Consider the following 25407-nt stretch of genomic DNA (forward strand, 5'->3'; position numbering starts at 1 on the left):
CCTCACCGGGGACCTGCCTGCGCGGCCGCCGACCGGCCGACGCGCCGACACCCGGCCCGGACCGGGTCAGGCCTGGCCGACCTCGAACCGGACGAACCCGGTCACATCGATGCCGGCCTCAGCCAGCACCTTCTTGACCGTCTTCTTGTTGTCCGCCACCGAGGCCTGCTCCAGCAGGACGAAGTCCTTGAAAAAGGCGTTCACCCGGCCCTCGATGATCTTCAGCATGGCCGCCTCCGGCTTGCCCTCCTCGCGGGCCGTCTGCTCGGCGATCCGGCGCTCCGACTCGACCGTCTCCGCCGGCACCTCCTCACGGGTGAGGAAGCGCGGCCGCATCGCGGCGATCTGCATCGCCACACCGCGGGCGTCGGCGTCGGCCGCCTCGTCCTCCTTGCCGGAGTACGCCACCAGGACGCCCACCTGCGGCGGCAGGTCCTGCGCCTTGCGGTGCAGATAGACCGTGACGGTGCCGTCGAGCCGGGCGAACCGGTTGAGCACCAGCTTCTCGCCGATCTTGGCGGACTGTTCCTGAACCGCGTCGGCGACCGGCCGACCGTCCGGCAGGGTGGAGCTGAGCAGCGCCTCCGCGTCGGTGGCCTTGATCTGCTCGCCGTGCTCGACCAGCAACTGCGCGAAATCGATGAAGTCGGTGTTCTTCGCGACGAAGTCGGTCTCGCAGTTGAGCTCCAGCAGCGCCGACCCGGCGTGGGCCACCAAGCCGTTCGCGGCGGTGCGGCCGGCCCGCTTGCCGACGTCCTTGGCACCCTTGATCCGCAGAATCTCGACGGCCTTGTCGAAGTCGCCCTCGGCCTCCTGCAGCGCCTTCTTGCAGTCCATCATGCCGGCGCCGGTGAGGTCGCGGAGCTTCTTGACGTCCGCGGCGGTGAAGTTGGACATGACTCTCTCTTCAGTCTCGTCAGACGGCTTGGGTGGTCGTCATTCCGCAGCGGCGGCAGCGGGCTCGTTTTCCTTGCCGGCCGAGGGCTCGTTCTCCTTGTTGGCCGGCCCCTCAAGCAGCTCGCGCTCCCACTCGGGCAGCGGCTCGTCGGTGGCCACGGCGCCCGGCTCCGGCTTCTCCTCGGCACCACGCGACTTGCCGGAACGGGCAATCAGACCATCCGCCACGGCGGTCGCGACGACCCGGGTGAGCAGCTCGGCGGAGCGGATCGCGTCGTCGTTGCCCGGGATCGGGAAATCGACCTCGTCCGGGTCACAGTTGGTGTCGAGCACCGCGATCACCGGAATGCCCAGCTTGCGGGCCTCGTCGACGGCGATGTGCTCCTTCTTCGTGTCGACGACCCAGATCGCCGCCGGCACCTTCTGCATGTCCCGCAGGCCGCCGAGCGTACGGCTGAGCTTGTCCTTCTCCCGGGACAGCTGCAGGGTCTCCTTCTTGGTGTAGCCCTGCGCGGTGCCGGTCAGGTCCAGCGCCTCCAGCTCCTTCATCCGCTGCAGTCGCTTGTACACCGTCTGGAAGTTGGTCAGCATGCCGCCGAGCCAGCGGTGGTTGACGTACGGCTGACCGACCCGGGTCGCCTGCTCGGCGATGGCCTCCTGCGCCTGCTTCTTGGTCCCGACGAACAGGATGTTGCCGCCGTCGGCCACCGTGTTACGGACGAAGGTGTACGCCTTCTCGATGTAGTCGAGGGTCTGGCGCAGGTCGATGATGTAAATGCCGTTACGCTCAGTGAAGATGAACCGCTTCATCTTCGGATTCCAGCGCCGGGTCTGGTGCCCGAAGTGCACACCGCTCTCCAGCAGCTGACGCATGGTCACCACGGCCATGGTGTCTTCTCCCTGTACGTCCCTGGTTGTCACGCCGGCCGGCGGCCGGGCGTCCTGGCGCCCGGTCGGCGGTCATGGTGGGCCTGAATGATCAGGACCAGGGGACCGTCGCCCCCACGGCTGTCGCCGGGGAGAAGGGCGCGCGAGGTCGACCGCACGAGGCGGTCGCCGGTTGTCAAGTGTACGCCCTGCGCCGGGTCACGACCCGGCCAGCCCGCATGGTTCAGCCCGCGAGTCCGGCCACCACGAACAGCAGCAGGCCGACCAGCAGATGCGCGGTCGGTGGACGCAGCCACGCCTCGACCGGGGAACCCACCTTGGTCGCCCCGGTGGCCAGCGCGTAGAGACCGATACCGAACGCGGGCAGTCCGATCATCAGCGCCGTACCGGCGACCACCGCGCCGACCTCGGCCGGATCGGCCAGCGCTCCGTCCAGCAACAGCCGCAACGCCGGCACCTCGAAGATCATCACCAGGACGGCGAACAGGATCCCCAGCGCAGGACGTCGACTGCGGTACACCCCGTCGCTGACTACGCTGCCCACCGGTGCCCGCCGGCCGCCGTACTCCCCCATCGACGGTGGATCACCGGCCGGACGGGGGGTGACCGGCGGCATGAGCCCGGTGGGAATGTCGACCGAACTAGCCGACTCGTCCGGCCGCGCCGGGTCGGACCGCCGACCGGGGTCGGGCCGCCTTGCGGACTCGGACCGCCGGCCGGCATCGACCGTTGGACCCGGCTCCGACCGGGGCTCCGGGGTCGCGAACGGTGGACCGCTCGCCGGTCCGGGCAGTGCCGACGCCGGCGGAGCAAACGGCGGTGCCGACGCCGGTTCCGGCGCCGCGCGCCGCCGGCCACCTTCCGTCGTATCCGCCCGGGCAGCCCGGGCTGCCCGCAGTTCACCGGTGCTGTCGCCACTGGCGTACCGGCTGGTGCCGCCGAACGGATCGTCACCGAACCGGTCGCTGCTCGACTCGGTGGATTGCCAGGACGGATCGACGTAGGTGCGCTCGGAGTACCACCGGGGATCGGGGTCGTCCGGATAGTTTCGGTTCGGGTCCACGGACAGGGACCGTATGTCACCGCAACCGCCGCCGCCACTCGGGTCCGCTCCACTGACCTCTCGGGCGATCTTGTACCGGTGCTGGTAGACCGGCGCTAGCAGGTCGGCGGCCGGTGCCCTCGCGGCATCCACAGCAAGCCCGCCGTCCACAACCACGGCGTACCGCACCGGGCGTGAGCCAGCACCGCCGGGCACTTTGCCGGACATGACCAACATCAGGCAGGCCGTCGGCGCCTACGGCGAACGCTGTGCGGTACGGCACCTCGTTGACGCCGGGCTCATCGTCATCGAACGCAACTGGCGCTGTGCGGCCGGCGAGATCGACATCATCGCCCGGCACGCCGACACCATCGTGTTCTGCGAAGTGAAGACCCGACGCAGTGACCGCTACGGCGCGCCGGAGGAAGCGGTCACCGCGGCCAAGGCCCGGCGGATCCGCCGGCTGGCCGCTGGCTGGCTGGCCGCCAACCCGGGACATGGCCGGCGGCCGGTGCGATTCGATCTGATCTGCGTGACCGTCGGTCGGTCCGGCGCGGCCCAGGTCCGGCGCCTGACGGCGGCCTTCTGACCAGCATCGCCCGACCCGTCGGCGTCGCCCGGCAGCCGCCGCCTAGCAGCCGGCGTCAACCGGTTTCCGCGTTGTCCACAACGGGACCTTCGTCCACAGGCGCGCCCCTGCCCGGCCCGGCGGCCCGGTCGTGGACAGCCACCGTCGTGCCATGAGAAACGACATCCATCGCCCGCCGCGCGCCGACGACCGACCACCACCATCCACGGAGGACGACCGACCGCTGGAGACCGGACGATGAGCTACGCGAAGGTGCTCTGCGTCGGCCTGGTCGGCGTCACCGGGCATCTCGTGGAGGTGGAGGCCGACCTCGCCGCCGGGCTCCCCGCAGTGATCATCTCGGGGTTGCCGGACACCACCCTGCACGAGGCACGGGACCGGGTACGCGCCGCGATCGTCAACTCCGGGCAGCACTGGCCGAGCCGGCGGATCACCGTCAACCTGCTACCGGCGACGCTGCCCAAGATCGGTTCGGGGTTCGATCTCGCAGTGGCCACCGCGTTGCTCGGCGGCACCGGAGAGCTGCCGCTTGCCCCGGTCGACGGCGTGGCGCTGCTCGGCGAGTTGGGCCTGGACGGCGCGGTACGGCCGGTGCGCGGCCTGCTGCCCATGGTGGTGGCAGCGGCCCGGGCCGGGGTGACCCAGGTGGTGGTGCCGGCCGCCAACGCGGCCGAGGCGGCGGTGGTGCCGGGGGTGCGGGTCAAGGCCGTCGACACGCTGCACCGGCTGATCGCGTTCATCCGCGGCGCCGACGAGCTGCTCGATCCCCCGCCACCGAAGCCAGGCGTCGTCCAGGCCGGTCCGGACCTCGCCGACGTCGCCGGGCAGGCGTTCGGCAAGCGGGCCCTGGAGATCGCCGCCGCCGGCTGCCACCACCTGGCGCTGATCGGGCCGCCCGGTGCCGGCAAGACCATGCTGGCGGAACGGCTCCCCGGTCTGCTGCCGCCGTTGGACGACACGGCGGCGCTGGAGGTCTCCGCGCTGCACTCGATCGCCGGAGTGCTGCCACCGGGCAGCGCCCTGCTACGCCGACCGCCGTTCCAGGCCCCGCACCACTCGGCGACCGTCGCATCGCTGGTCGGCGGCGGTTCCGGGCTGGCCCGCCCCGGCGCGGTCTCACTGGCCCATCATGGTGTCCTGTTCCTCGACGAGGCACCCGAGTTCCACAGCCGGGTGCTGGATTCGTTGCGGCAGCCGCTGGAGAAGGGGCGGGTGCTGATCACCCGTGCCCTGGGGGTCACCGAGTACCCCGCCCGGTGCCAGCTCGTGCTCGCGGCCAATCCGTGCCCGTGCGCCCGGCCGGCGGGCGATCAGTTCTGCGAGTGCCCGCCCGTGGTACGGCGCCGCTACCGCAACCGGCTGTCCGGTCCCCTGATGGATCGCATCGACCTGCAGGTGAGCCTCACCGCGCTGCGGGCCGTGGACCTGATGACGAACCAGCCGCCGGCGGAACCGACCGCGACGGTGGCCGCCCGGGTGGCCGCCGCCCGTGAGGCCGCCCGGCAGCGCTGGGCCGGCCAGGGCTGGCGGACCAACTCGGTGGTCCCCGGGCCCGCGTTACGACGCCCGCCGTGGCGGCTGGCCGCCGGCGAGACCGCCGCACTGCGGCGGCGGCTGGACGTCGGGGCGATCTCCGCCCGCGGCTTCGACCGCATTCTGCGACTCGCCTGGTCAATCGCGGACCTGGACGGACGGTCCCGGCCGGACTCGACCGACATCGACGAAGCCATCCAGCTGCGGACGGGCGAGCTGTGATGCCGGGCACCGAACCGGCCGGCAGCCGGCTGGCCCGGATCGCGTTGACCTGGCTCGCCGAGCCCGGAAACGAAGCCGTTCACCGGCTCGTGGCGGCGGTCGGTCCGGTCGAGGCGCTGGCCCGGCTACGCGGCGGGTGGAGTCCGGACGAACCGACCCGGACGGCGAGCTCCGCGCGGCTGGCGACCGCCGATCCGCTGCAGGTGGCCGCCGCCGCTCTCGACCGGGCGGCGCGGGTCAGCGCCCGGCTGGTGACGCCGGAGGACCCGGACTGGCCGCGCCAGGTCGAGGACCTGACCCGGCTGGCCCGTCGCCCCGACGGCGGGTCGGGCGGTGCCGGTTACCGGGGTTCCCGCGACGGTGCGCCACCGCTGGCCATGTGGGTACGCGGGCCACGGCCGCTCGCCGAGGCGCTGGCCCGTTCGGTCGCCGTGGTCGGTTCCCGGGCACCCAGCGAGTACGGACGTCACGTCAGCATGGAGTTCGGCCACGGCCTTGCCGAGCAGGGTTGGACGATCGTCTCCGGAGGTGCGTACGGCATCGACGCCTGCGCCCATCGCGGTGCGCTCGCCGCTGGCGGCTGCACGGTAGCGGTGCTGGCCTGCGGGATCGACCGGCCGTACCCCGCCGGCAACACCGCGATGTTCGACCAGATCGCCGAGTCCGGGCTGCTGGTCAGTGAGTGGCTGCCCGGCGCCGAGCCGCTGCGGCACCGGTTCCTCACCCGCAACCGGTTGATAGCCGCCGCGACGGCCGGGACCGTGCTGGTCGAGGCCGGTGCCCGTAGCGGAGCCGCCCAGACAGTCCGGCGCGCGTTGGCCCTGGGCCGGGCGACCATGGTGGTGCCGGGGCCGATCACCTCCGCCGTGTCGGTCGGCTGTCACGAGATTCTGCGCGACCACCCGCAGGCCCGGCTCGTCGCCGGGGTCGCCCACGTGCAGGAGGAGATCGGCCGGATCGGTATCGACCTCGCACCACCACCACGCGGGCCCGAGCGTCCCCGTGACTCGCTCGACCCCCAGGCGGCGCGGGTCCTGGAAGCGGTTCCCGGCCGTGGCTCGGTCGACCTGGACGAGCTGGCCGGCCGAGCCGGCGTCGACATCCGCACCGCCATGCGTAAGGTCTCCGCTCTGCAGGCCCGAGGCCTACTCACCGGCGCGGATGGGCGTTACCGGTTGCCGCCCCGGTCCGCCACCGGGGTCGGTCGGCGTGGCGACTTGACCGATCAGGCCGCCGGGCCGACGGTCGGGGGATGAGCGACGACGGCAGCCGGGGCACCGCCGCGCGGCACGCCGGGTTGCCGTCCGGCCTGCGCGACGCCGTGGACGCCTTCGCGCGGCACCTCGCTCTGGTCGACAACCGTTCGGCCCACACCGTACGGGCGTACGTCGGTGACGTCGTGTCGCTACTCGACCACGCAGCCCGGATGGGGGTCCACTCACCCGCCGGACTCGACATCACGGTGTTGCGCAGCTGGCTGGCTCGGCAACGGACGTTCGGCGCCGCCCGCGCCACGCTGGCCCGGCGGGCGGCGGCCGCCCGTGCCTTCAGCGGCTGGGCACACCGAACCGGATTGACCAGAGCCGATCCCGGTGCGGCGCTGGCCAGCCCTCGACCGCACCGGACGCTGCCGGCGGTGCTGCGGGTCGAGCAGGCCGCGCAGCTGATGCCGGACGGCGACGGCACCGACTCGGAGGCTCAGCCGGCCGGGAAACAGACCCGGGAACCGACCGGCACCGGTCCGGACGGCCCGCTGCGGCTGCGCGACCGGCTGGTTCTGGAGCTGCTGTACGCGACCGGGGTCCGGGTGAGCGAACTCTGCGGGCTCGACCTCGCCGACCTCGACCCGGGCCGACGGGTACTCCGGGTGCTGGGCAAGGGCGGCCGGGAGCGGACCGTGCCGTACGGGGTGCCGGCCGGGGCGGCAATCCACGACTGGCTGGCCCGGGGGCGACCGACGCTCGAGTCGCCCCGCTCCGGCGGGGCGCTACTGCTCGGCGCGAAGGGTGGCCGGCTCCAGGCCACGGTGGTGCGCCGGATCGTCGCCGCGGCTGCCCGCGACGCGGGCTTACCCCGCGTCACCCCGCACGGACTGCGCCACTCGGCGGCCACCCACCTGTTGGAGGGTGGCGCCGACCTGCGGTCGGTCCAGGAGTTGCTCGGGCACGCCTCGCTGGCCAGCACCCAGCTCTACACCCACGTGTCGGTGGAGCGATTGCGGGCGGCGTACCGGCAGGCACATCCGCGGGCCTGAGGCTGCCGGCCCGGGGAGGGGCCGCTCGCCGGACCGGGCCGAGACGGCTCGCCTAGAATGTGCCGTTGGCATCTCCCCCCTGCTGAAGCAGGGAGATTCGACCCTCACGGGTCGAGTTCCCTGCTTCGCAGACCACAGCCGACCCGAATCAACGGCAAGGGACAGAGTACCGCCCATCGGTCTTACACAGACTCCACAGACGTTACTTCCCACCAGCCCGGAGGTAGGCCGACCGGCTTGGTTGTCGTCGGAAGGGCAACGCCTCGTTAGCACACCTGTCCGCACGCCGGGTGCCCTGGCGCGCGGGTACTGGACGTCGATCCGCCTCGGCGACGAATCGACTTCCCCTGTCCTGCTCCGCAGGAGTCCGTTTCCTCCCCGGCCGGACGGCCGGAGTATCCACGGAAGGCATCTGATGAGCGGCGGCCTGGCCCCACCCGAACCGCTACCCGGCGCACGGATGCTGTTCTCCCTCGACCCAGCGGTCACCCACCTCAACCACGGCGCGTTCGGCGCGGTCCCGGTCTCGGTACAGCGGGTGCAGCAGCGGCTACGCGACGAGATGGAGGCCGACCCGCCGCGGTTCTTCACCCAGGGTCTGCTGGATCGGATCGGCCACACCCGCCGCCATCTGGCCGCTTTCCTCGGCGCCGACCCGGAATGCGCCGCACTGGTCGACAACATCACCGTCGCCGCCGCTACCGTGCTGCAGACGCTGCGTCTGGGTAGCGGTGACGAGGTGCTGTTGACCGACCACGGGTATGGCGCGGTCGCGCTCTCGGTCGAGCGGGAGTGCCGGCGTACTGGCGCGACGGTACGAGTCGTAGCGGTGCCGCTGGGGGCACCGGCCGAGGAGGTCGTCGAGCGGCTGCGCGCCGCGCTCCGGCCGGGCCGGACCCGACTACTCGTGGTCGACCAGGTCACCTCGTCGACCGCGCAGGTGTTTCCGGTCGCCGAGCTGGTCCCGGTGGCCCGTGACGCCGGCGTACCGGTCCTGGTCGACGCCGCCCACGTACCGGGGATGCTGGCGGTCGAGGTCGACCGGATCGGCGCCGACTTCTGGGTGGGCAACCTGCACAAGTGGGCGTTCGCGCCGCGCGGCACGGCGCTGCTGACGGTCGCGCCCCGATGGCGGGAACGGCTTGAGCCGCTGGGAGTCTCCTGGGAGCAGGAATCCGGGTTCCCGTCGCGGGTGGAGTGGCAGGGCACCCGCGACTACACCGCGTGGCTGGCTGCGCCGGCTGGCCTGTACGCGTTGCGCAGCCTCGGCCTGGACCGGGTCCGAGCGCACAACGCCGCACTGGTCGGTTACGGCCAGCGGACCATCGCCGACGCGCTAGGGGTCCCGCCGCAGCGGCTGCCGGTACCCGATCCGCACCGACCGGAGTCGGCCCAGCTGGCCATGCGCCTGGTCCCGCTACCGACCGGCGTGGCCGACAGCGCTGTCGCAGCGGCCGCGCTGCGTCGTCGGATCGCCGACGACCTGGCCACTGAGGTGTCGGTTGCCTGGTGGTCCGATCGGGCGTGGTTGCGAATCTGCGCTCAGGTCTACAACCGGGCAGCAGACTACGACCGGCTCGCGGAGCTGCTGCCCGCGCTGCTACACCGGGCCGGCTGACCCGAGCGGCAGCAGGCGGACACGTCCGTTGCCGAGCAACAGCAACGGATCGAGGTAGCTGCCGTCCGTCAGCCGCAGGCCCCAGTGCAGGCACGCGTCGGCAGGACAGCCTGGATGGCCTTCGGTGACGGCGCCGATCGGACGGCCGGCGCTGACCGCAGTGCCGACAGCGAGCCAGCCGTCCACGGGTTCGTATGTGGTCCTGAATCCACCCGGGTGGCTGATGCTGACCACGCCCCGGTCGACGATCCGACCGGAGTGGCTGACCGTACCGGCTCCGGCGGTGTACACGGTGGCACCGACGTCAGCGGTGAGATCGACGCCCCGGTGTCCGCGCCCCCAGGGCACCGGGGGCGGGTCGAATCGGCGGCTCAGCGTGACGGCGCCGGCCAGTGGCAGGTGGAAACGCGGGTCTGCGGCTGGGCGCGCGGACCCGGTCGGTTGTGGTTTGGCAGCGGCGACCGACACCGTGGCGGGGACTGCGGGCGCAGTGCTGAACAGGATCGCCGCGACCAGTATCGGCAGGAGCAGGAATCTCATGCCGACAGGCTGGCACCCGACCGGGGTACGGCCTCGATGGGCGGACGACAGGCTGTGGATGCTGGCTCAGCTGTGGAAAACGGAACTCGCCGCAGTCGATCTGCTATGGACCGGCCATTGATGTCAGCCGCTGAATCCGGAATCTGCCGGTAGTGAGATTTCCGGCTTGTCCAACTCTTCCACATTTACATCCTTGAACGTCATTACTCTGACGTTCTTCACGAAACGGGCAGGACGATACATGTCCCACACCCAGGCATCGTGCATCTCGACCTCGAAGTACACCTCGCCGTCAGAATTGCGCACGTGCAGGTCGACCTGGTTCGCCAGGTAGAAGCGACGCTCGGTCTCGACGACGTACGAAAACTGGCGGACGATGTCGCGGTACTCCCGGTAGAGCTGCAGCTCCATCTCTGTCTCGTACTTCTCGAGATCCTCGGCGCTCATCGCCATCCGCCTTCCATGACCACATCTTTCCCCAGTAGCGCCGGTTGGCGAAGCTGCTCGTCCAACGCCACGCCGACGGTACCCCGGATGGGGTCCGGACGCCCCATCGGCTCACGGATGCCGATCTCGGCCGAGCCGGTTCCATCGGCCCGGCCAGCTTCAGCGGCCGGTCGGCGGGAGCGGGGTGGACTCGCGGACCGGCCCGAGGCGGCCGCCACGTTGGCGTACGAGAACCGGTGCTCGACACACGGCCCCTGCCGACTCAACGCGGCCTGATGCTCGGCGGTGGCGTAGCCCTTGTGCTCGGCGAAGCCGTAACCCGGGAACCGCCCGTCGAGCTCGACCATCAACCGGTCCCGAGTGACCTTCGCGAGCACACTGGCCGCCGCCACGCAAGCTGCCACCCGGTCGCCCTTCCACACCGCGAGCCCGGGCGCACCGAGCCCGTCAACGCCGAACCCGTCGATCAACACGTACTCAGGTGCGGGGCTGAGCCCGGCCAGTGCCCGGCGCATCGCGGCGAGATTGCACACGTGCAGGCCCCGACGGTCGATCTCGTCGGCTGATACGACCACGATCCGGTGGGCGAGTGCCCGGTCACGAACCGAGGCGTAGACCCGCTCCCGCGCCGCCGGGGTGAGCAACTTCGAATCGGCCAGTCCGTCGATCTCGCCCCGGCGGCCCGGCGCGAGCACCACTGCGGCCGCCACCAGCGGCCCGGCGCACGCACCCCGGCCGGCCTCGTCAGCGCCGGCCACATGGGCGAACCCGCGCCGCCGCAGAGCCTGCTCCAACGCATAGAGCCCGGCGTCGCGACGCACCACGGTACGCGGTGGAGTCAGCACAGTTCGGCCTCTCCCGTCAGCCGGCGCAGCAGGGTCGGCAGCTCCGGCGGATAGACCCGTTCCCGGGTGGTCGCGAGCTCACCGACCGACCACCACCGATGGGCGTCGATCGTACGGCGTTCGATGTCGTCGAACCCGCTTGTGTCGACCTGCCAGTTGGGCACCCGCAGCAGGAAGAAGTGTTGTTCCTGGCGGTACCACCAGCCGTCGAACGGGAACTCGACGGTTTCCCGCCAGACCGGCGCGCCCAACTCGGTAGGTTTCACGCGCAGGCCGGTCTCCTCGGCCAACTCGCGGACCGCGCCGTCGACCGGGTTCTCGCCGGACTCCAGTCCACCGCCGGGGGTGAACCAGTACCGGTGTCCGGGACGGGCCGGATCGCACCCGCGTAGCAGCAACACACGACCCGCAGAGTCGACGAGCAGGACCCGGGCCGCGTACCGGTTGCGCGCCTGCTCCGGCGCGCGGTCCACCGTCAGCTCCGCGTCGGTCATCCGACCAGAGTAGGAGAACAAGCTGGCCGGCACGACAGGTGGCCGCAGCCGCTGCCGAGCGCACCGTCCGGGTTGGCGTGGACCGACCGGTCACGGTCCCGAACTCGGAACGGTTTCGAACGGCTCCGGCACGGTGAGCCAGGTGACCCGGTCCAGTGGCCAGAAGACGGTGAACGCTCGGCCGACCACGGCGCCCTCGGAGATGGTCGCGTAGTCGATGTCGCCGCTGCGGTCCCAGTGCTCCAGCGAGTCGCCCGAGGCCGACCGATGGTCGCCCATCACCCAGAGCCGTCCTTCCGGCACGGTGATGTCGAACGGACCGACCGCGGCGGGATCGCTGATCCCGCCCTCGGAGTAGATGTACGGCTCGTCCAGCGGCTGGCCGTTGATGATCAACCGCTCCTCGGCGTCACAGCACTCGACCCGGTCTCCACCGACCCCGATGATCCGCTTGATGAAGTCCTCGCCGTCCGGGTTGCTGCTCCACTCCGGTGGCGCCCGGAACACGACGATCTCGCCGCGCTCGGGCGATCGGAAGTGGTAGACGACCTTGTTGACCAGCACCCGGTCGTTGATGTCGAGGGTGTGCTCCATCGACGGCGACGGAATGTAGAAGGTCTGCAGGACGAACGCCCGGACCAGGACCGCGACGAGGACCGCCACACCCAACAGGATCGGTAGTTCGCGCCAGAAGGAACTGGGCTTTTTCTCGGTCTGCTCGTCGATCACAACCGGAGCCTACGACGTCTGGCTGGCAACAGCGACACGGAGCGCGAAGCAAAAAGTAGCGGAATCATCACCGGTAGCACGATCACCAGGTCACCGGAGGTCTCCGGAACGTCCGCCGGCTGGTCGACCGCCGCCGGGGTCGGAGCCGTCGGCGGCAGGCTGTCGAAGGTGTCCGGCACGGACAGTCCGTCCCAGCGGTCCTGGGGCCAGACGATCACAAAGGCCCGACCGATGACGTTGTCGATCGGCACCGGGCCCTGGCAGCGGGAGTCCTGTGAGACCAGTCGATGGTCGCCCATCACGAACAGCTGTCCAGGCTCAACCACGACCTCAGCGAACTGCCGGGATCGGCACTCACCTGGGCTCGGTGGGACGTCCAGCGGCGAGTCCTCCAGGACGTAGCCGGCCTCGTCCAGCGGCTGGTCGTTGACGGTCAACCGGCCCTGGTCGTCGCAGCAACGAATCCGGTCACCCGGCACGCCGATGACCCGCTTGATGAAGTCTTTCTCACCCGGTCGACCAACCCCGACCAGATCGCCAACGGTGCGGCCGAGTTTAGCGACGAAACCGAGGTCCGGGTCGTCGGTGGGCTCCGGTGCCCAGTCGTTGGTGCCCCGGAAGACGATGACCTCGCCGCGCACCGGATCCCGGACGTCGTAAACAACTTTGTTGACCAACACCCGGTCACCGACCAGCAGCGTGTCCTCCATGGAGCCGGACGGGATGAAGAACGCCTGCAGCAGGAAGGAGCGGATCAATACCGCCAGACAGAAGGCCACCACCAGCAACAGCGGCAACTCCTGCCACAGTGGCATCTGCCGACGCCGGCGCTGCACCATCTGCATGCCGGACCGGCCCGACCGACGCGGGCGTGCCACCGACCGGCCGTCCCGACGGTTGCGCTGCGAGCGCGCGCCCGACGCGGCCCGCCGCTGCCACTGATCCTGGTGTCCTTGTTGATACACGCTACGCATCTCCCCGGTCCCGAGACACGGCGCTACCGCCCACGGCGCCTCTCGTCAGGCGCCACGAGCGGTAGCACAGTTGACTCCCGCCGCCGCGACGATCGCCGCGGACGTAGCGCTCCCCATCGGTCACTACCGCAAGGGTAGTTGGCGAAAGCTCCCAGCGGCAGTCCTGAGATCGGGAACCGGGATCAGCGGGCTCAGCTGACCTGCTTTTCCCGCTTCTCTTTGATCTTGGCGGCCTTGCCACGGAGTTCCCGCAGGTAGTACAGCTTGGCGCGACGGACGTCACCACGGGTCACCATCTCGATCCGGTCGATGGCCGGGCTGTTGACCGGGTAGGTCCGCTCGACTCCGACACCGAAGCTGATCTTGCGGACAGTGAAGGTCTCCCGCAGGCCGGCACCCTGCCTGCGGATCACCACGCCCTGGAAGACCTGCACCCGGGAACGGTTACCTTCGACGACCCGGGCGTGCACCTTGAGCGTGTCACCGGCGCGGAAGTCCGGAAGGTCGGTCCGCTGCGACTGGGCGTCAAGAGCGTCCAGCGTGTTCATCGCTGCATCCTTGGGCTACTCAAGGCGCACCGTCTCGCGGTGCGCGGATGGATGATTCTGATCCCGGGCCGGAACGCTCGATGCCTCAACGTTCGATGCCTTCCCGCTGGCGGGATCCTCGCAGCCGGACACGCATGCCCGTCTGCGGCAACCCCACTACTCTGCCACATCACCGGCCGGCAGTTGAAATCCGGCCGCCACCAGCAGCGCAATGTCTTTTTTGTCGAGTTTTCCGGCAGGCAGTCCGGCGATCAGATCCGGCCGACGCGACGCCGTACGGAGCAGCGCCTGATCTCGCCGCCACCGGGCGATCCGGCCGTGATCGCCCGATCGTAGTATCTCCGGCACCTCGCGTCCTCGCCACTGCGGCGGCTTGGTGTAGACCGGCCCCTCCAGCAACCCGTCCGAGTGGGACTCCTCGACGAGCGATCCGGCGTTGCCGAGCACTCCGGGAATCAACCTGGTCACCGCCTCCAGGATGGCCAGCACGGCGACCTCGCCGCCGAAGATGACGAAATCACCGAGGGACACCTCGGTCACCGGCAGCGCTGCCGCCGCCTCGTCGATCACCCGCTGGTCGATCCCCTCGTAGCGGCCACAGGCGAAGATCAGTCGGGGCTCGGCGGCCAACCGCTGCGCCATCGCCTGGTCGAACCGCTCCCCCACCGGGGTCGGCACCACCAGCCGCGCGGGCGGCCGTCCGGCAGCGGCCAACTCGTCCAACGCCGCACCCCACGGCTCCGGGCGCATCACCATTCCGGCACCACCGCCGTACGGAGTGTCGTCCACCGTCCGATGCACGTCGTGCGTCCAGCGGCGCAGGTCGTGCACCTCGACACTGAGCAGGCCGGCCCGGCGCGCCCGGCCGATCAGCGACAGGTCCAGCGGCGCCAGATAGTCCGGAAATATGGTGACGACGTCTACCTGCAGCGCCGCCGCGCCGGACGGCATCGGGGCGCTCACAGGTCGAGCAGGCCGGGTGGGGCGTCGACGACCACCCGTCCACCGGCGAGATCCACTTCCGGCACGATCGCCCGGACGAACGGCACCAGGGCGGACCCGCCGCCCGGCCGGCGGAGCACCAGCAGATCGGATGCGGGCGCATGGTCGATCCGGGCCACCTCGCCGAGAGCCTCACCGGACGGCGTGACCGCCGACAGGCCGACCAATTGGTGATCGTGGTACTCGTCCGGATCCTCCGGGGTGGCGATCTCGCTGCTGTCCACGCAGAGCAGTACGCCCCGCAACGCCTCGGCAAGGTCGCGGTCGACAACCCCGGCGAACTGCACCAACGGTCGGCCCTGATGCCAGCGGACCGCCTCGATGGTCAACCGGTCAGGGACACGGACCAGGGTCGCGCCGGGCGGTGGCGGCTGCTGCGGTTCGCGGGCGGCCGGCACCGCCGCCGGATCGGTGATCAACACCGATCCGGCGGCGAACCGGATCTCCGGTTCGTCGGTCCGGACCTCGACCGTGACCTCGCCACGGATTCCGTGTGGTCGGCCGATCCGACCGACGATCAACAGCATCAGTACGAGTCGACGATGTCGACCCGCACACCACGCCCGCCGATCGAACCGATCACCTGACGCAGCGCCTTGGCGGTGCGCCCGCCGCGGCCGATCACGGTGCCGAGGTCCTCCGGGTGCACCCGTACCTCCAGGCGCTTGCCCCGGCGCGAGTCGACCAGCCGGACCCGTACGTCGTCGGGGTGGGTGACGATCCCCTTGACCAGGTGCTCCAGCGCGGGCCGGAGGACCATGTCAGGCCTGCTCGCCGGAGCCGGCACCGGTAGGCTCCTCGGTCTTGGCCGGCGCTTCGGCAGCCGCCGGCTCGGACTTCGCTTCGGCCTTCGTCCCGGATTTCGCTTCGGCCTTCTTCTCGGCCTTCTTCGCCGGCTTGGTCGGCGTGTCCGCGACGCCCGCAGCGGCCTTGGCCTCCGCCTCGTACGCCGCCTTGCGGTCGGCCCGCTCGGGCGCCACCAGCAGCGGTGGCGGGGCGGGCAGGCCCTTGAACTTCTGCCAGTCGCCGGTCTTCTCCAGCAGGCGCTGGACGGCCTCGCTCGGTTGGGCGCCGACCGAGAGCCAGTACTGGACACGGTCCGAGGTCACCTCGATGACCGACGGATCTTCCTTCGGGTGGTAGATCCCGACGAACTCGATCGCCCGCCCGTCGCGCTTGGTACGCGAGTCGGCGACGACGATGCGGTACTGCGGGTTGCGGATCTTGCCCATCCGCAGAAGCCGGATCTTTACGGCCACGGTTTGTTCGCTCCTGTTGCGATCTTCACCGGCCCCCGAGGGCGGTGCGCGGGTGAACGCCGACCGGCACAGTGGGGTTGGGCCAGAGGCAGCTCGGGTGGACTGGCGACGTGCCCGGGTAGAGGGCGCCGAACACGTACCGGATACCAACACGCTATTGTGCCAGACCCGCGGCGTACCGCCACACCCGGTGGCCCCGGTGGGTCGCCGGCCAGTCCGGTGCCCGGCGGTCAGCCTGCTGCCGGCGGGCGGTCCCAGCCGGGCGGCAGCTCGGCCGGCGGCGTCCAGGCCGGGTCCGGCCGGAAGTCGCACCAGGTGCCGTCGAACGGAAAATCACCCGCCTCGGCAATTTTGATCACTCGCCGTCCCTCAGCCCGTACCGCCGCCTCGTCACGCACCCAGTAGTGCTCCGGGAAGGCGAGCCGCTCGGCGAACTCCTCCTCGTCCTTCCAGACCCAACTGCGGTCCGGGCGGACCACCACGTCCAGGTCCTGGTCGACCACGTCCACCCCGGCGAGGTCGCCGTCGGCCCAGCGCACGCCGGGCTCTTCGAGGTTGACGTACCAGTTGAGGAAGTTCCCGGCGTCGTCGCGGAACCACCACACCGAGTGGGCGGCTCCGGCGGGTAGGAACTTCAGCACCGGGGGGCCGAGCCAGCGGCCGTGCTTGATCCGGTACGACCGGGTGATCCACTCGGTGAACGGCATCGCCCGCATGCCACGGCCGTCGTCGGCCACCTCGTTGACCACCGGCGAGCCCCGGTCGACCCAGACCAGCAGGCCCCGCTCGTCGTCGACGACGACCCGGGCCGGACGGACCCAGCCGAGACGCCCGCGCCGCACATTCCGATGCATGATCAACTGACCGGGCTGAAACCGCATGCTCATCTCCCTCGCTCACCATGCCCAACGACAGCGACACCGCCCACGAACGGCAGGGCAGAGCGTCAGTACGAGCGGGCCAGCACCGCGACCAGGTCGGGCTCGTCGTCGGAGTCGGGCACCGAGCCGTCCGGACGCAGCAGGCAGCGTACGGTGACGCCCTGCGCGTTGACCTCGGCCTCACCCTCCGGGCCGACCACCGACCACGGCACCCTGGCCCATCCGGTCGCCGCGGCGGCGACGGCGTCGGCGAGGGTGCCGACCTCGACGGTGCGCGTCTGACGCAGCGCCAGCGCCTGGTCGTAGAGCCGCTGCTGGTCGGCGTCGAGGGCGTCGCGGACCGCGCCGACCACGTCGGCGACCGGCACCGGGGTCTTCGACCCGTCGATACGCCGGACCAGCACCGCGTTGCCGGCGGCCAGGTCGCGCGGGCCGACCTCGACGCGTACCGGGTATCCCTTGAGCTCGGCGTCGACAGCCCGGCGGCCGAACGGCGTGTCCACCCGGTCGTCCAGGCCGACCCGAACGCCGGCGTCACGCAACGCGCCGCGCAGCTTGGCCGCCGCCTCGGCGACCCCGTCGCCGGCCTTGACCACCATGACGTACGCCTGGACCGGGGCCAGCCGTGGCGGCACCCGCAGCCCGTTGTCGTCGCCGTGCACCATGATCAGCCCGCCCAGCATCCGGGTGGAGACCCCCCAGGAGGTGGTCCAGGCGTGTTCGACGGCCCGCTCGGCGGAGGTGTAGGTGATGTCGAACGCGCGGGCGAAGTTCTGCCCGAGCTCGTGCGAGGTGCCCAGCTGCAGCGCCTTGCCGTCGGCCATCATCCCTTCGAGGGTGTACGTGCTGGTGGCTCCGGCGAAGCGCTCCCGGGCGGTCTTACGCCCGACCAGCACCGGGATGCCGAGCACGTTGACCATGAAGTCCTGGTAGACCTCGTGCAGGATCCGTCGGGCGTACGCCCGTGCGTCGGCTTCGTCGGCGTGCGCGGTGTGCCCCTCCTGCCAGAGGAACTCGCTGGTCCGCAGGAACACCCGGGGGCGCAGCTCCCAGCGCACCACGTTGGCCCACTGGTTGAGCAGCAGCGGCAGGTCCCGGTAGGAGTCGACCCACTTGGCCATGAACTCGCCGATCACCGTCTCGCTGGTCGGCCGGACCACCACCGGCTCGGCGAGTTGCTTGCCGCCGCCGTGGGTGACCACCGCGAGCTCCGGTGAGAAGCCCTCGACGTGCTCGGCCTCGCGGCGCAGGTAGCTCTCCGGGATGAACAGCGGAAAGTACGCGTTCTCCGCGCCAGCCGCCTTGATCCGGTTGTCCATCTCGGACTGCATTCGCTCCCAGATGGCGTACCCGGCCGGCCGGATCACCATGGTGCCGCGCACCGGTCCGTTGTCGGCGAGCTGCGCCTTGGCGATCAGATCCTGGTACCAGCGGGGGAAGTCCTCCGCACGAGGTGTGAGCACGCGGGCCATGACCGGACATCCTATGCGCCGGCGGTGGCGGCTGCGCGACGCACCCGCCGCCGACGGGTCAGCGCAGCACCGGCCGTCACGGTGAGCGCGAGACCAGCGGCCAGCTCAGCGCAGCACCCGCCCACGCAGGATGATCCGCTCAGGTGCGCGGACCACCCGCAGGTCGGCGCGCGGGTCCGCCGGATACACGACCAGGTCGGCGAGCCCGCCCTCGACCAGGCCGGGGAAGCCGAGCCAGTCCCGGGCGCCCCAGGAGGCGGCGGCCAGCACCGCCTCGGCCGGCATGCCCGCCTCGGTGTGCAGGGTGAGCATCTCGTCGGCGGCCCGGCCGTGGGCGATGCCGCCACCGGCGTCGGTGCCGACGAAGACCGGTACGCCGGCTTCGTGCGCGGCGCGTACCACCTCGGGGAACCCGTCCCGCAGGCTGATCATGTGGGCGGCGTACCGGGGGAACTTCTCCCGGGCCCGGTCGGCGATCCCGCCGAACGTCGCGATGTTGATCATCGTCGGGATCAGCGCGGTCCGCTGGCGGGCCATCTCGTCGATCAGGTCCGGGCTCAGCCCGGTGCCGTGCTCGACCGAGTCGACCCCGGCCCGGACCAGGATCCGTACCGCCTCCTCGTCGAAGGTGTGCGCGGCGACCCGGGCGTTGGCCCGGTGCGCGGTGGCGATGGCGTCGGTCATCGCCTCCGCCGACCAGGCCGGGGCGAGGTCCCCCGCGGACCGCTCGATCCAGTCGCCGACCAACTTGACCCAGCCGTTGCCCGCCCTGGCCTGCTCGGCCACCGTGTCGGACAACCGCTCCGCTGGCACCTCGACGCCGATGTCGCGAAGATAGCGCCGGGGCGGCGCGACGTGCCGGCCGGCACGGGCCAGCCGGGGCAGATCCGGTTCGTCGTCGAGTTGCGGGTACGGGTACGGGGACCCGGCATCGCGCAGCGCCAGTACGCCGGCGTCCCGATCGACCCCGGCCAGCCGGCGGGCGTCGTCGAGCGAGTCGATCGGCGTCCCGCCCCGGGCGATCCCGAGGTGGCAGTGCGCGTCGACCAAGCCGGGCAGGATGAAGCCGCTGTCGACCACGGTGGTCGCGCCGGGCACCGGGTGCAGCGTCACCCGGTCACCGACCAGCCACAGGTCCCGGGTCCGGTCCTCGGGCAGTACGACCCCGCGGACGTGCAGCGGCACGGTTGCGGGGTCGACGGCGCTCAGCCTTTCTCCCGCTTGTTCAATTTGTTGAAGTCGATCTTGGGAAGCTTGAAGCCGGGCGGCAGACCGTCGCCGCCGCCCAGCGCGTTCGGGTCGAGACCGGGCGGCAGTTGCGGCATACCGCCCGGGAAGCCGGCCGGCACCCCGCCGCCGCGCTGGCGGGCACCGCCGCCACGGTTACCGCCCTTGTTCCCCTTGCGCTTGTTCTTCGGCGATTTGGTCGCCTTGCGCCGCCCGCCACCGGGCAGACCCATCATCCCGCCCATCTGCTTCATCATCTTCTGCGCCTCGGCGAAGCGGTTGAGCAGCTGGTTGACGTCCATCACAGTGACCCCGGAGCCGTTGGCGATCCGGGCCCGGCGCGACCCGTTGATGATCTTCGGGTTGCTCCGCTCCCCGGGCGTCATCGAGCGGATGATCGCGGTGACCTTGTCGAAGTGCTTGTCGTCGACCTCGGCCAGTTGGTCCTTCATCTGCCCCATGCCGGGCATCATGGCCAGCACGTTGGCGATCGGCCCCATCCGGCGCACCGCGATGAGCTGGTCGAGGAAGTCCTCCAGGGTGAACTGCTCGCCGCCCATCAGCTTGGCGGTCATCTTCTCCTTCTGATCGGCGTCGAAGGCCTGCTCGGCCTGCTCGATCAGAGTGAGCACGTCGCCCATGCCGAGGATCCGGCTGGCCATCCGGTCCGGGTGGAAGACGTCGAAGTCGGACAGCTTCTCCCCGGTGGAGGCGAACAGGATCGGTTCGCCGGTGACCTGCCGGACGGACAGCGCCGCACCACCGCGCGCGTCGCCATCGAGTTTGGACAGCACCACGCCGGTGATGCCGACGCCGTCGCGGAACGCCTCGGCGGTGCGGACCGCGTCCTGCCCGACCATCGCGTCGATGACGAAGATGACCTCGTCCGGGGCGACCGCGTCGCGGATCGCGGCGGCCTGGGCCATCATCTCGGCGTCGATGCCGAGCCGGCCGGCGGTGTCGACGATGACGACGTCGCGCGCCGACCGGCGGGCGTGCTCGATCGACGCCTTCGCGACGGCCACCGGGTCGCCGACCCCGTTGCCGGGCTCCGGGGCGAACACCTTGACCCCGGCCCGCTCGCCGAGGACCTGCAGCTGGCCGACCGCGTTCGGGCGTTGCAGGTCGGCGGCGACCAGCAGCGGCTGGTGCCCCTGCGCCTTGAGCCAGTTGGACAGTTTGCCGGCGAGGGTGGTCTTGCCGGAACCCTGCAACCCGGCCAGCATGATCACCGTCGGCGGCTGCTTGGCGAACCGAAGCCGGCGCTGCTCGCCGCCGAGGACCCCGACCAGCTCCTCGTGCACGATCTTGATGACCTGCTGGGCCGGGTTGAGTGCCTGGGAGACCTCGGAGCCACGGGCGCGCTCCTTGACCCGGCCGATGAACGCCTTCACCACCGGCAGCGCGACGTCCGCCTCCAGCAGCGCCAGCCGGATCTCCCGGGCCGTCGCGTCGATGTCGGCGTCGGTGAGCCGACCCTTGCCCCGGAGCTTGCCGAAGATCCCGGACAGTCGATCACTCAAAGTGTCAAACACGACGCAACATCCTGTATGTCGATCCGGCAGGGCAACTCACGGCGGTGTCGGGACGGGACTCCGCCCGACCTGGCAAGCCTAGCCGCCGTCCGTACCGACCGCTTCTGCCACTCCACCGCCCGCATCAGCCGACCGCTTTCGCCACTCCGGCACCCGGCTCCGCCGCTGCGCCGCCCGGTCATCCGGCGGCGGCCAGCACCGCGGCTTCGAGTCGGGCCCGCTCGGCGTCGTCCGGGCCGACCCCCACCAGGTAGAAGGCGTCGACCACGTCGCCACCCAGGGTGGAGATCCGGGCCGCCCGCACCTGGGCGCCGGCCTCGTCGAGCGCGCTGGTCACCCGGTAGAGCAGGCCGGCCGAGTCGGCCGCCCGCAGCTCCAGCACCACCGCGTCGGTGGCGGCCTCCCGGTGCCACACCACCCGGGAATCGGCCCCCGCCCGGCGGGCGGCGAGTGCCCGGCCCCGAAGCCGCTGGGTGACCGAGACGTCACCGGTGACCGCCCGCCGCAGGTCGGCGGTGAGCGCGATGGTGTCCGGCGGGGTGCCGTACCGGGGCTGGACCCGGAACTCGACCAACGCCCGCCCGTCGACCGTGGAGGCGTCGGCGGTCAGCACGTCCAGCCGGTGCAGGGCCAGGCAGCCGGCGACCGCGGCGAGCAGGCCGTGCCGGTCCGCGGCGGCCACCGCGACCCGGTTGCCACCATCGATGTGTACGGCCGGTAGCGGACCCGCCACCAGCGCCGGATCGGGTCTCGGTGGCTCGGGAAGCACCCCGGTGTCCAGCGCGGTGTGTACTCGGCGGACCAGTTCGGCAATCAGCCGTCCCTTCCAGTCCGACCAGGCCGCCGGACCGGTCGCCAGCGCGTCGGCGCGGGCCAGCCCGTGCAGCAGGCCGAGCGTGGTGGTGTCGCCCACCGCAGCAGCGACCTGGGAAATCGTCACCGGATCGCTGAGGTCACGCCGGGTGGCCACCTCCGGCAGCAGCAGGTGCAGCCGGACCAGCTTGTCGATCATGTCGACGTCGGTCGGCGGCAGCCCGGTCCGGGCGGCGATCCGCGCCGCCACCGGGGCGCCGACCGTACTGTGGTCGCCGGGCAGCCCTTTGCCCACGTCGTGCAGGAAGGCACCGAGCAGCAGCAGGTCGGGCCGGTCCACCTCGCGGGTGAACCCGGTCGCCTCCTGCGCCGCCTGAACCAGGTGCCGGTCCAGGGTGAACCGGTGCACCGGGTTGTGCTGCGGCAGGCTGCGCATCCGGGGCCACTCCGGCAGCCAGCCGTCGACCAGCCCGTACCGATCGCAGGTCTCCCAGGTGGGCACCAGACCGGGACCGGCGCCGAGCAGGGTGATCAGCGCGGCGCGGGCCGCGTCCGGCCACGGCGCCGGCAGCGGCGGGCAGTACGCGGCGAGCCACTCGCAGGTCGCCCGGGCGATCGGCAGCCGGCTGGTGGCGGCGGCCGCGGCGACCCGCAACGACAGGCTGGCGTCCGGGCGGGCCCCGATCGCGGTCCGGGCGAGGACCAGCTCACCGTCGTGCTCGACCACGTCACGGGCCACCGGCCGGCGCACCGGCGGTCCGCCGCCGCGCCGACGGCCCGAGCGCAACCGCTCGGCGCTGCGCCAGGCGTCGTCGAGGGCGTGGGTGATGGTGCGTGCGTCGGAGGCGACCCGACGCAGCAGGGTGTCCGGGTCGTCCAGGTCGAGCAGGCCGGCGACGGTGACACGCTCCTGGGCCACCAGCCGGTCGACCCGCCGGCCGACAGCGACATGCAGCGCGTCGCGGGTGTCCAGCAGCCGCAGGTGGGCCGCGCGGGCGGCCGGGCGCATGCTGTCGGCGATGCCGGCGAGGGCGATGCCGCGCAGGATGCCGACGTCGCGCAGCCCGCCGGCGGCCTCCTTCAGATCGCCTTCCAGCAGGAAGGCCAGCTCGCCGTGGGTACGCCAGCGGGCCTCGGTGACCTCGCGCAGCGCCGGCAACTGGCGGACGGCGGTGCGCCGCCACTGGTCGGTCGCGGCGGCCTGCAACTCGGCGGTGAGTTGCCGGTCGCCGGCGACGTGCCGGGCGTCGAGCAGGCCGAGCGCGACCTTGACGTCATCGTGGGCGACGGACAGCGCCTCCGGCAGGGTACGCACCGAGTGGTCCAGCCCGAGGCGGGCGTCCCAGATCGGGTACCAGAGGCGGGCGGCGATCTCGTCCATCCCGGCGACGCCACGATGGAGCAGCACCAGGTCGAGATCGCTGTACGGGGAGCACTGCAACCGACCGAGTCCGCCGACCGCCACCAGGGCGATCCCGGCCAGCCCGGCCGGCATCAGCGAGGTCAGCCAGACATCGAGTGCCGCCGCCCGGTTTACGCGGGCGGCGGCACCGATGCCGTCGGACAGCGACGGGCCGGGGCCGGCCGCAGGACGCTGCCGGACCCCGACTCCGTCGGTCATGTGTTCTCCCTACCGGTTGGGTGGGCTCGCCGACTCAGAGCGCGTCGAGACCACGCTCGCCGGTGCGGACCCGGATGACGTCCTCGACGGCCGTCACCCAGACCTTGCCGTCGCCGATCTTTCCGGTACGGGCCGCCGTGACGACCGCATCGACGACCTTCTCGACGTCGATTTCGTCGGTCAGCACCTCGATCCGGATCTTCGGCAGGAACTCGACGGTGTACTCGGCACCCCGGTACACCTCGGTGTGGCCCTTCTGGCGTCCGTATCCCTGGACCTCGCTCACGGTCAGGCCGGCGACGCCGAGGGCGTGCAGGGCCTCCTTGACCGCGTCGAGCTGGTACGGCTTGATGACCGCGGTCACCAGTTTCATGTCTAACCCCTCCATCAGGGAACGTTAACCGGCGACCTTCTCGCTGACCGGTGCGGACTCGCCCGAACCGGCGGGCGCCTTCCCGATGCCGGCGGCGGCGAACCCGCCACCCGAGGTGCTACCGAACTCATAGGCACTCTCCGCGTGCTCGGCGGTGTCGATGCCCTCGACCTCGGCGTCGGCGCTGGCCCGGAAGCCGATGGTCTTCTCGATCGCGAAGCCGATGATGTAGGCGACGACGAACGAGTAGACCAGCACCGCGACCACACCGAGCGCCTGCAAACCGAGCAGGTCGATGCCACCGCCGTAGATGAGTCCGGCGTTGCCCTCTCCGGCCAGCACCTCGACGGCCAGGAAGCCGATCAGCAGCGAACCGATGATGCCGCCGATCATGTGCACGGCGACCACGTCGAGCGAGTCGTCGTACCCGAGCTTGTACTTGAGGCCGACCGCCAGGGCGCAGACCACACCGGCGATGATGCCGAGCGCGATCGCCCCGAGCGGCTCCAGGAAGGCACAGGCCGGGGTGATGGCGACCAGACCGGCGATGGCACCGGAGGCGGCGCCGAGGGTGGTCGGCTTGCCGTCACGGAACCACTCGACGACGATCCAGCCCAGCACGGCGGCCGCGGTGGCCACCTGGGTGTTGATGAAGGCGACCGCGGCGGCACCGTCGGCGGCGACTGCGGAGCCGGCGTTGAAGCCGAACCAGCCGAACCACAGCAGGCCGGCGCCGAGCAGGACCATCGGCAGGTTATGCGGCTTGAACTTGTCCTTCGGCCAGCCGACCCGCTTGCCGAGCACCAGGGCCAGCGCGAGCGCCGCAGCACCGGCGTTGATGTGCACCGCGGTACCACCGGCGAAGTCGAGGACGCCGAGCTCGAAGATCCAGCCGCCGCCCCACACCCAGTGCGCGACCGGGAAGTAGACCAGGGTGGCCCACAGGCCGGCGAAGAGCAGCCAGGCGCCGAACTTCGCCCGGTCCGCGATCGCACCGCTGATCAGTGCGACGGTGATGATCGCGAACATCATCTGGAAGACGACGAACAGCAGGTCCGGGATGCCGCCCTCGGAGCCCGACTCGAGCATGCCGCGCAGGCCGGCCATGGAGAGGTCACCGGTGACACCGCCGACGTCGGTGCCAAAGGCGATGCTGTAGCCGTAGCAGACCCACAGCAGGCTGACCAGGCCGATCGCACCGAAGCTCATCATCATCATGTTGAGCACGGACTTGGACCGCGTCATGCCACCATAGAACAGCGCCAATCCGGGCGTCATGAGCAACACCAGGGCGGCTGAAGTCAAAATCCAGGCGGTGGCACCAGAATCTAGTTCCGGCACGCTGCCTCCTCTCAGTTGGAAACATAACCGGCTCCAAGAGGCAGCATCGCCCGTTCGCCGGTTGCGCGAAGCTTGCTGGGCAGCTGTTTCACGCAGGGTGCCCGTGCCGTTTCCAACACGTGACGGGTTGTTTCCAACATGTGAAGAACACTTCACTATCGCCAGATCAGGCAGGGCCAGATCAACCGATTAGCCACCGCCGGCTGTCCGGAGGACGACAGAACTCGTCACCTGTCCCCGGACCACTGCCGCCCCGGCCCGCC

At 71.1% G+C, this 25407-nt stretch carries 26 protein-coding genes; 5 read left to right on the top strand and 21 right to left on the bottom strand.

All coding sequences use genetic code 11. The features are described 5' to 3' along the window. Positions 1-66: 66 nt before the first annotated feature. From tsf to ACFHWS_RS16360, 3 genes are all read right to left on the bottom strand, one after another. The gene (gene tsf, locus ACFHWS_RS16350; protein WP_416568475.1) at positions 67-897 is read right to left on the bottom strand and encodes a translation elongation factor Ts; all 831 of its coding nucleotides are present in this window, start codon (positions 895-897) and stop codon (positions 67-69) included. Between the two features lie 39 nt (positions 898-936). Continuing rightward, positions 937-1785, bottom strand: coding sequence for a 30S ribosomal protein S2 (rpsB, locus tag ACFHWS_RS16355; protein WP_416553065.1), 849 nt, complete (start codon positions 1783-1785; stop codon positions 937-939). 223 nt (positions 1786-2008) lie between these two features. Next, positions 2009-2848 (bottom strand): hypothetical protein, encoded by an 840-nt coding sequence (locus ACFHWS_RS16360; protein ID WP_416568476.1) that lies wholly within the window; start codon positions 2846-2848, stop codon positions 2009-2011. A 205-nt stretch (positions 2849-3053) separates the two neighbouring features. On the opposite strand from ACFHWS_RS16360, the gene ACFHWS_RS16365 reads away from it, so the two are divergent. The 5 genes from ACFHWS_RS16365 (at position 3054) to ACFHWS_RS16385 (ending at position 9043) form a co-directional block, all read left to right on the top strand. After that, entirely contained in the window at positions 3054-3416 is a 363-nt protein-coding gene (locus tag ACFHWS_RS16365; protein WP_416553068.1) for a YraN family protein, read from the top strand. Positions 3417-3653: 237 nt separating this feature from the next. Continuing rightward, a complete protein-coding gene (locus ACFHWS_RS16370; protein WP_416553070.1) occupies positions 3654-5171 on the top strand; it encodes a YifB family Mg chelatase-like AAA ATPase in 1518 nt (505 codons plus the stop codon). After that, a complete protein-coding gene (gene dprA, locus ACFHWS_RS16375; RefSeq protein WP_416568477.1) occupies positions 5171-6427 on the top strand; it encodes a DNA-processing protein DprA in 1257 nt (418 codons plus the stop codon). Before ACFHWS_RS16370 ends, dprA begins: the two co-directional genes overlap by 1 nt. Next, the gene (locus tag ACFHWS_RS16380) at positions 6424-7425 is read left to right on the top strand and encodes a tyrosine recombinase XerC (protein WP_416568478.1); all 1002 of its coding nucleotides are present in this window, start codon (positions 6424-6426) and stop codon (positions 7423-7425) included. The genes dprA and ACFHWS_RS16380 overlap by 4 nt, the downstream gene beginning before the upstream one ends. Before the next feature lie 415 nt (positions 7426-7840). Continuing rightward, positions 7841-9043: an aminotransferase class V-fold PLP-dependent enzyme gene (locus ACFHWS_RS16385; protein WP_416568479.1), complete on the top strand. Its 1203-nt coding sequence runs from the start codon at positions 7841-7843 to the stop codon at positions 9041-9043. On the opposite strand, the gene ACFHWS_RS16390 is transcribed toward ACFHWS_RS16385, so the two are convergent. The 18 genes from ACFHWS_RS16390 to ACFHWS_RS16475 all read right to left on the bottom strand — a co-directional run bounded on the left by ACFHWS_RS16390 (position 9026) and on the right by ACFHWS_RS16475 (position 25081). Continuing rightward, a complete protein-coding gene (locus ACFHWS_RS16390; protein ID WP_416568480.1) occupies positions 9026-9583 on the bottom strand; it encodes a M23 family metallopeptidase in 558 nt (185 codons plus the stop codon). The two genes, ACFHWS_RS16385 and ACFHWS_RS16390, sit on opposite strands and share 18 nt — an antisense overlap. Positions 9584-9706: 123 nt before the next feature. After that, complete coding sequence (locus ACFHWS_RS16395) at positions 9707-10030, bottom strand: DUF2469 domain-containing protein (protein WP_123604412.1); 324 nt, start codon at positions 10028-10030, stop codon at positions 9707-9709. Continuing rightward, on the bottom strand, positions 10027-10875 hold the full coding sequence (locus tag ACFHWS_RS16400) for a ribonuclease HII (RefSeq protein WP_416568481.1): 849 nt from the start codon (positions 10873-10875) through the stop codon (positions 10027-10029). Before ACFHWS_RS16400 ends, ACFHWS_RS16395 begins: the two co-directional genes overlap by 4 nt. After that, positions 10869-11369, bottom strand: a complete 501-nt coding sequence (locus tag ACFHWS_RS16405) for an NUDIX hydrolase (RefSeq protein WP_416568482.1) — start codon at positions 11367-11369, stop codon at positions 10869-10871. Before ACFHWS_RS16405 ends, ACFHWS_RS16400 begins: the two co-directional genes overlap by 7 nt. A 90-nt stretch (positions 11370-11459) precedes the next feature. After that, a complete protein-coding gene (lepB, locus tag ACFHWS_RS16410) occupies positions 11460-12098 on the bottom strand; it encodes a signal peptidase I (RefSeq protein WP_416568483.1) in 639 nt (212 codons plus the stop codon). Beyond that, positions 12095-12943, bottom strand: a complete 849-nt coding sequence (gene lepB, locus ACFHWS_RS16415) for a signal peptidase I (RefSeq protein WP_416568499.1) — start codon at positions 12941-12943, stop codon at positions 12095-12097. Before lepB (ACFHWS_RS16415) ends, lepB (ACFHWS_RS16410) begins: the two co-directional genes overlap by 4 nt. Before the next feature lie 320 nt (positions 12944-13263). After that, on the bottom strand, positions 13264-13620 hold the full coding sequence (rplS, locus tag ACFHWS_RS16420; protein WP_416553086.1) for a 50S ribosomal protein L19: 357 nt from the start codon (positions 13618-13620) through the stop codon (positions 13264-13266). Between the two features lie 156 nt (positions 13621-13776). Further along, entirely contained in the window at positions 13777-14550 is a 774-nt protein-coding gene (trmD, locus tag ACFHWS_RS16425; RefSeq protein WP_278174412.1) for a tRNA (guanosine(37)-N1)-methyltransferase TrmD, read from the bottom strand. Between the two features lie 29 nt (positions 14551-14579). After that, the gene (gene rimM, locus ACFHWS_RS16430; protein WP_416553162.1) at positions 14580-15146 is read right to left on the bottom strand and encodes a ribosome maturation factor RimM; all 567 of its coding nucleotides are present in this window, start codon (positions 15144-15146) and stop codon (positions 14580-14582) included. 2 nt (positions 15147-15148) lie between these two features. Further along, entirely contained in the window at positions 15149-15409 is a 261-nt protein-coding gene (locus tag ACFHWS_RS16435; RefSeq protein ID WP_199757474.1) for an RNA-binding protein, read from the bottom strand. Beyond that, entirely contained in the window at positions 15384-15881 is a 498-nt protein-coding gene (gene rpsP / locus ACFHWS_RS16440) for a 30S ribosomal protein S16 (RefSeq protein ID WP_416553088.1), read from the bottom strand. Before rpsP ends, ACFHWS_RS16435 begins: the two co-directional genes overlap by 26 nt. Positions 15882-16111: 230 nt before the next feature. Continuing rightward, positions 16112-16762, bottom strand: coding sequence for a DUF402 domain-containing protein (locus tag ACFHWS_RS16445; protein WP_416553090.1), 651 nt, complete (start codon positions 16760-16762; stop codon positions 16112-16114). A gap of 65 nt (positions 16763-16827) precedes the next feature. Continuing rightward, the gene (gene proS / locus ACFHWS_RS16450) at positions 16828-18234 is read right to left on the bottom strand and encodes a proline--tRNA ligase (RefSeq protein WP_416553092.1); all 1407 of its coding nucleotides are present in this window, start codon (positions 18232-18234) and stop codon (positions 16828-16830) included. Between the two features lie 105 nt (positions 18235-18339). After that, a complete protein-coding gene (locus ACFHWS_RS16455; RefSeq protein ID WP_416568484.1) occupies positions 18340-19419 on the bottom strand; it encodes an amidohydrolase family protein in 1080 nt (359 codons plus the stop codon). A gap of 20 nt (positions 19420-19439) precedes the next feature. Next, on the bottom strand, positions 19440-20996 hold the full coding sequence (gene ffh / locus ACFHWS_RS16460; protein WP_416568485.1) for a signal recognition particle protein: 1557 nt from the start codon (positions 20994-20996) through the stop codon (positions 19440-19442). Positions 20997-21174: 178 nt separating this feature from the next. After that, a complete protein-coding gene (locus ACFHWS_RS16465) occupies positions 21175-23430 on the bottom strand; it encodes a [protein-PII] uridylyltransferase (RefSeq protein ID WP_416568486.1) in 2256 nt (751 codons plus the stop codon). Positions 23431-23464: 34 nt separating this feature from the next. Next, positions 23465-23803, bottom strand: coding sequence for a P-II family nitrogen regulator (locus tag ACFHWS_RS16470; protein ID WP_199757473.1), 339 nt, complete (start codon positions 23801-23803; stop codon positions 23465-23467). A 24-nt stretch (positions 23804-23827) separates the two neighbouring features. Further along, positions 23828-25081 (bottom strand): ammonium transporter, encoded by a 1254-nt coding sequence (locus ACFHWS_RS16475; protein ID WP_416553100.1) that lies wholly within the window; start codon positions 25079-25081, stop codon positions 23828-23830. Between the last annotated feature and the right edge of the window lie 326 nt (positions 25082-25407).

The organism is Micromonospora sp. LOL_013, from assembly GCF_048060315.1.
GTDB lineage: Bacteria > Actinomycetota > Actinomycetes > Mycobacteriales > Micromonosporaceae > Micromonospora_E.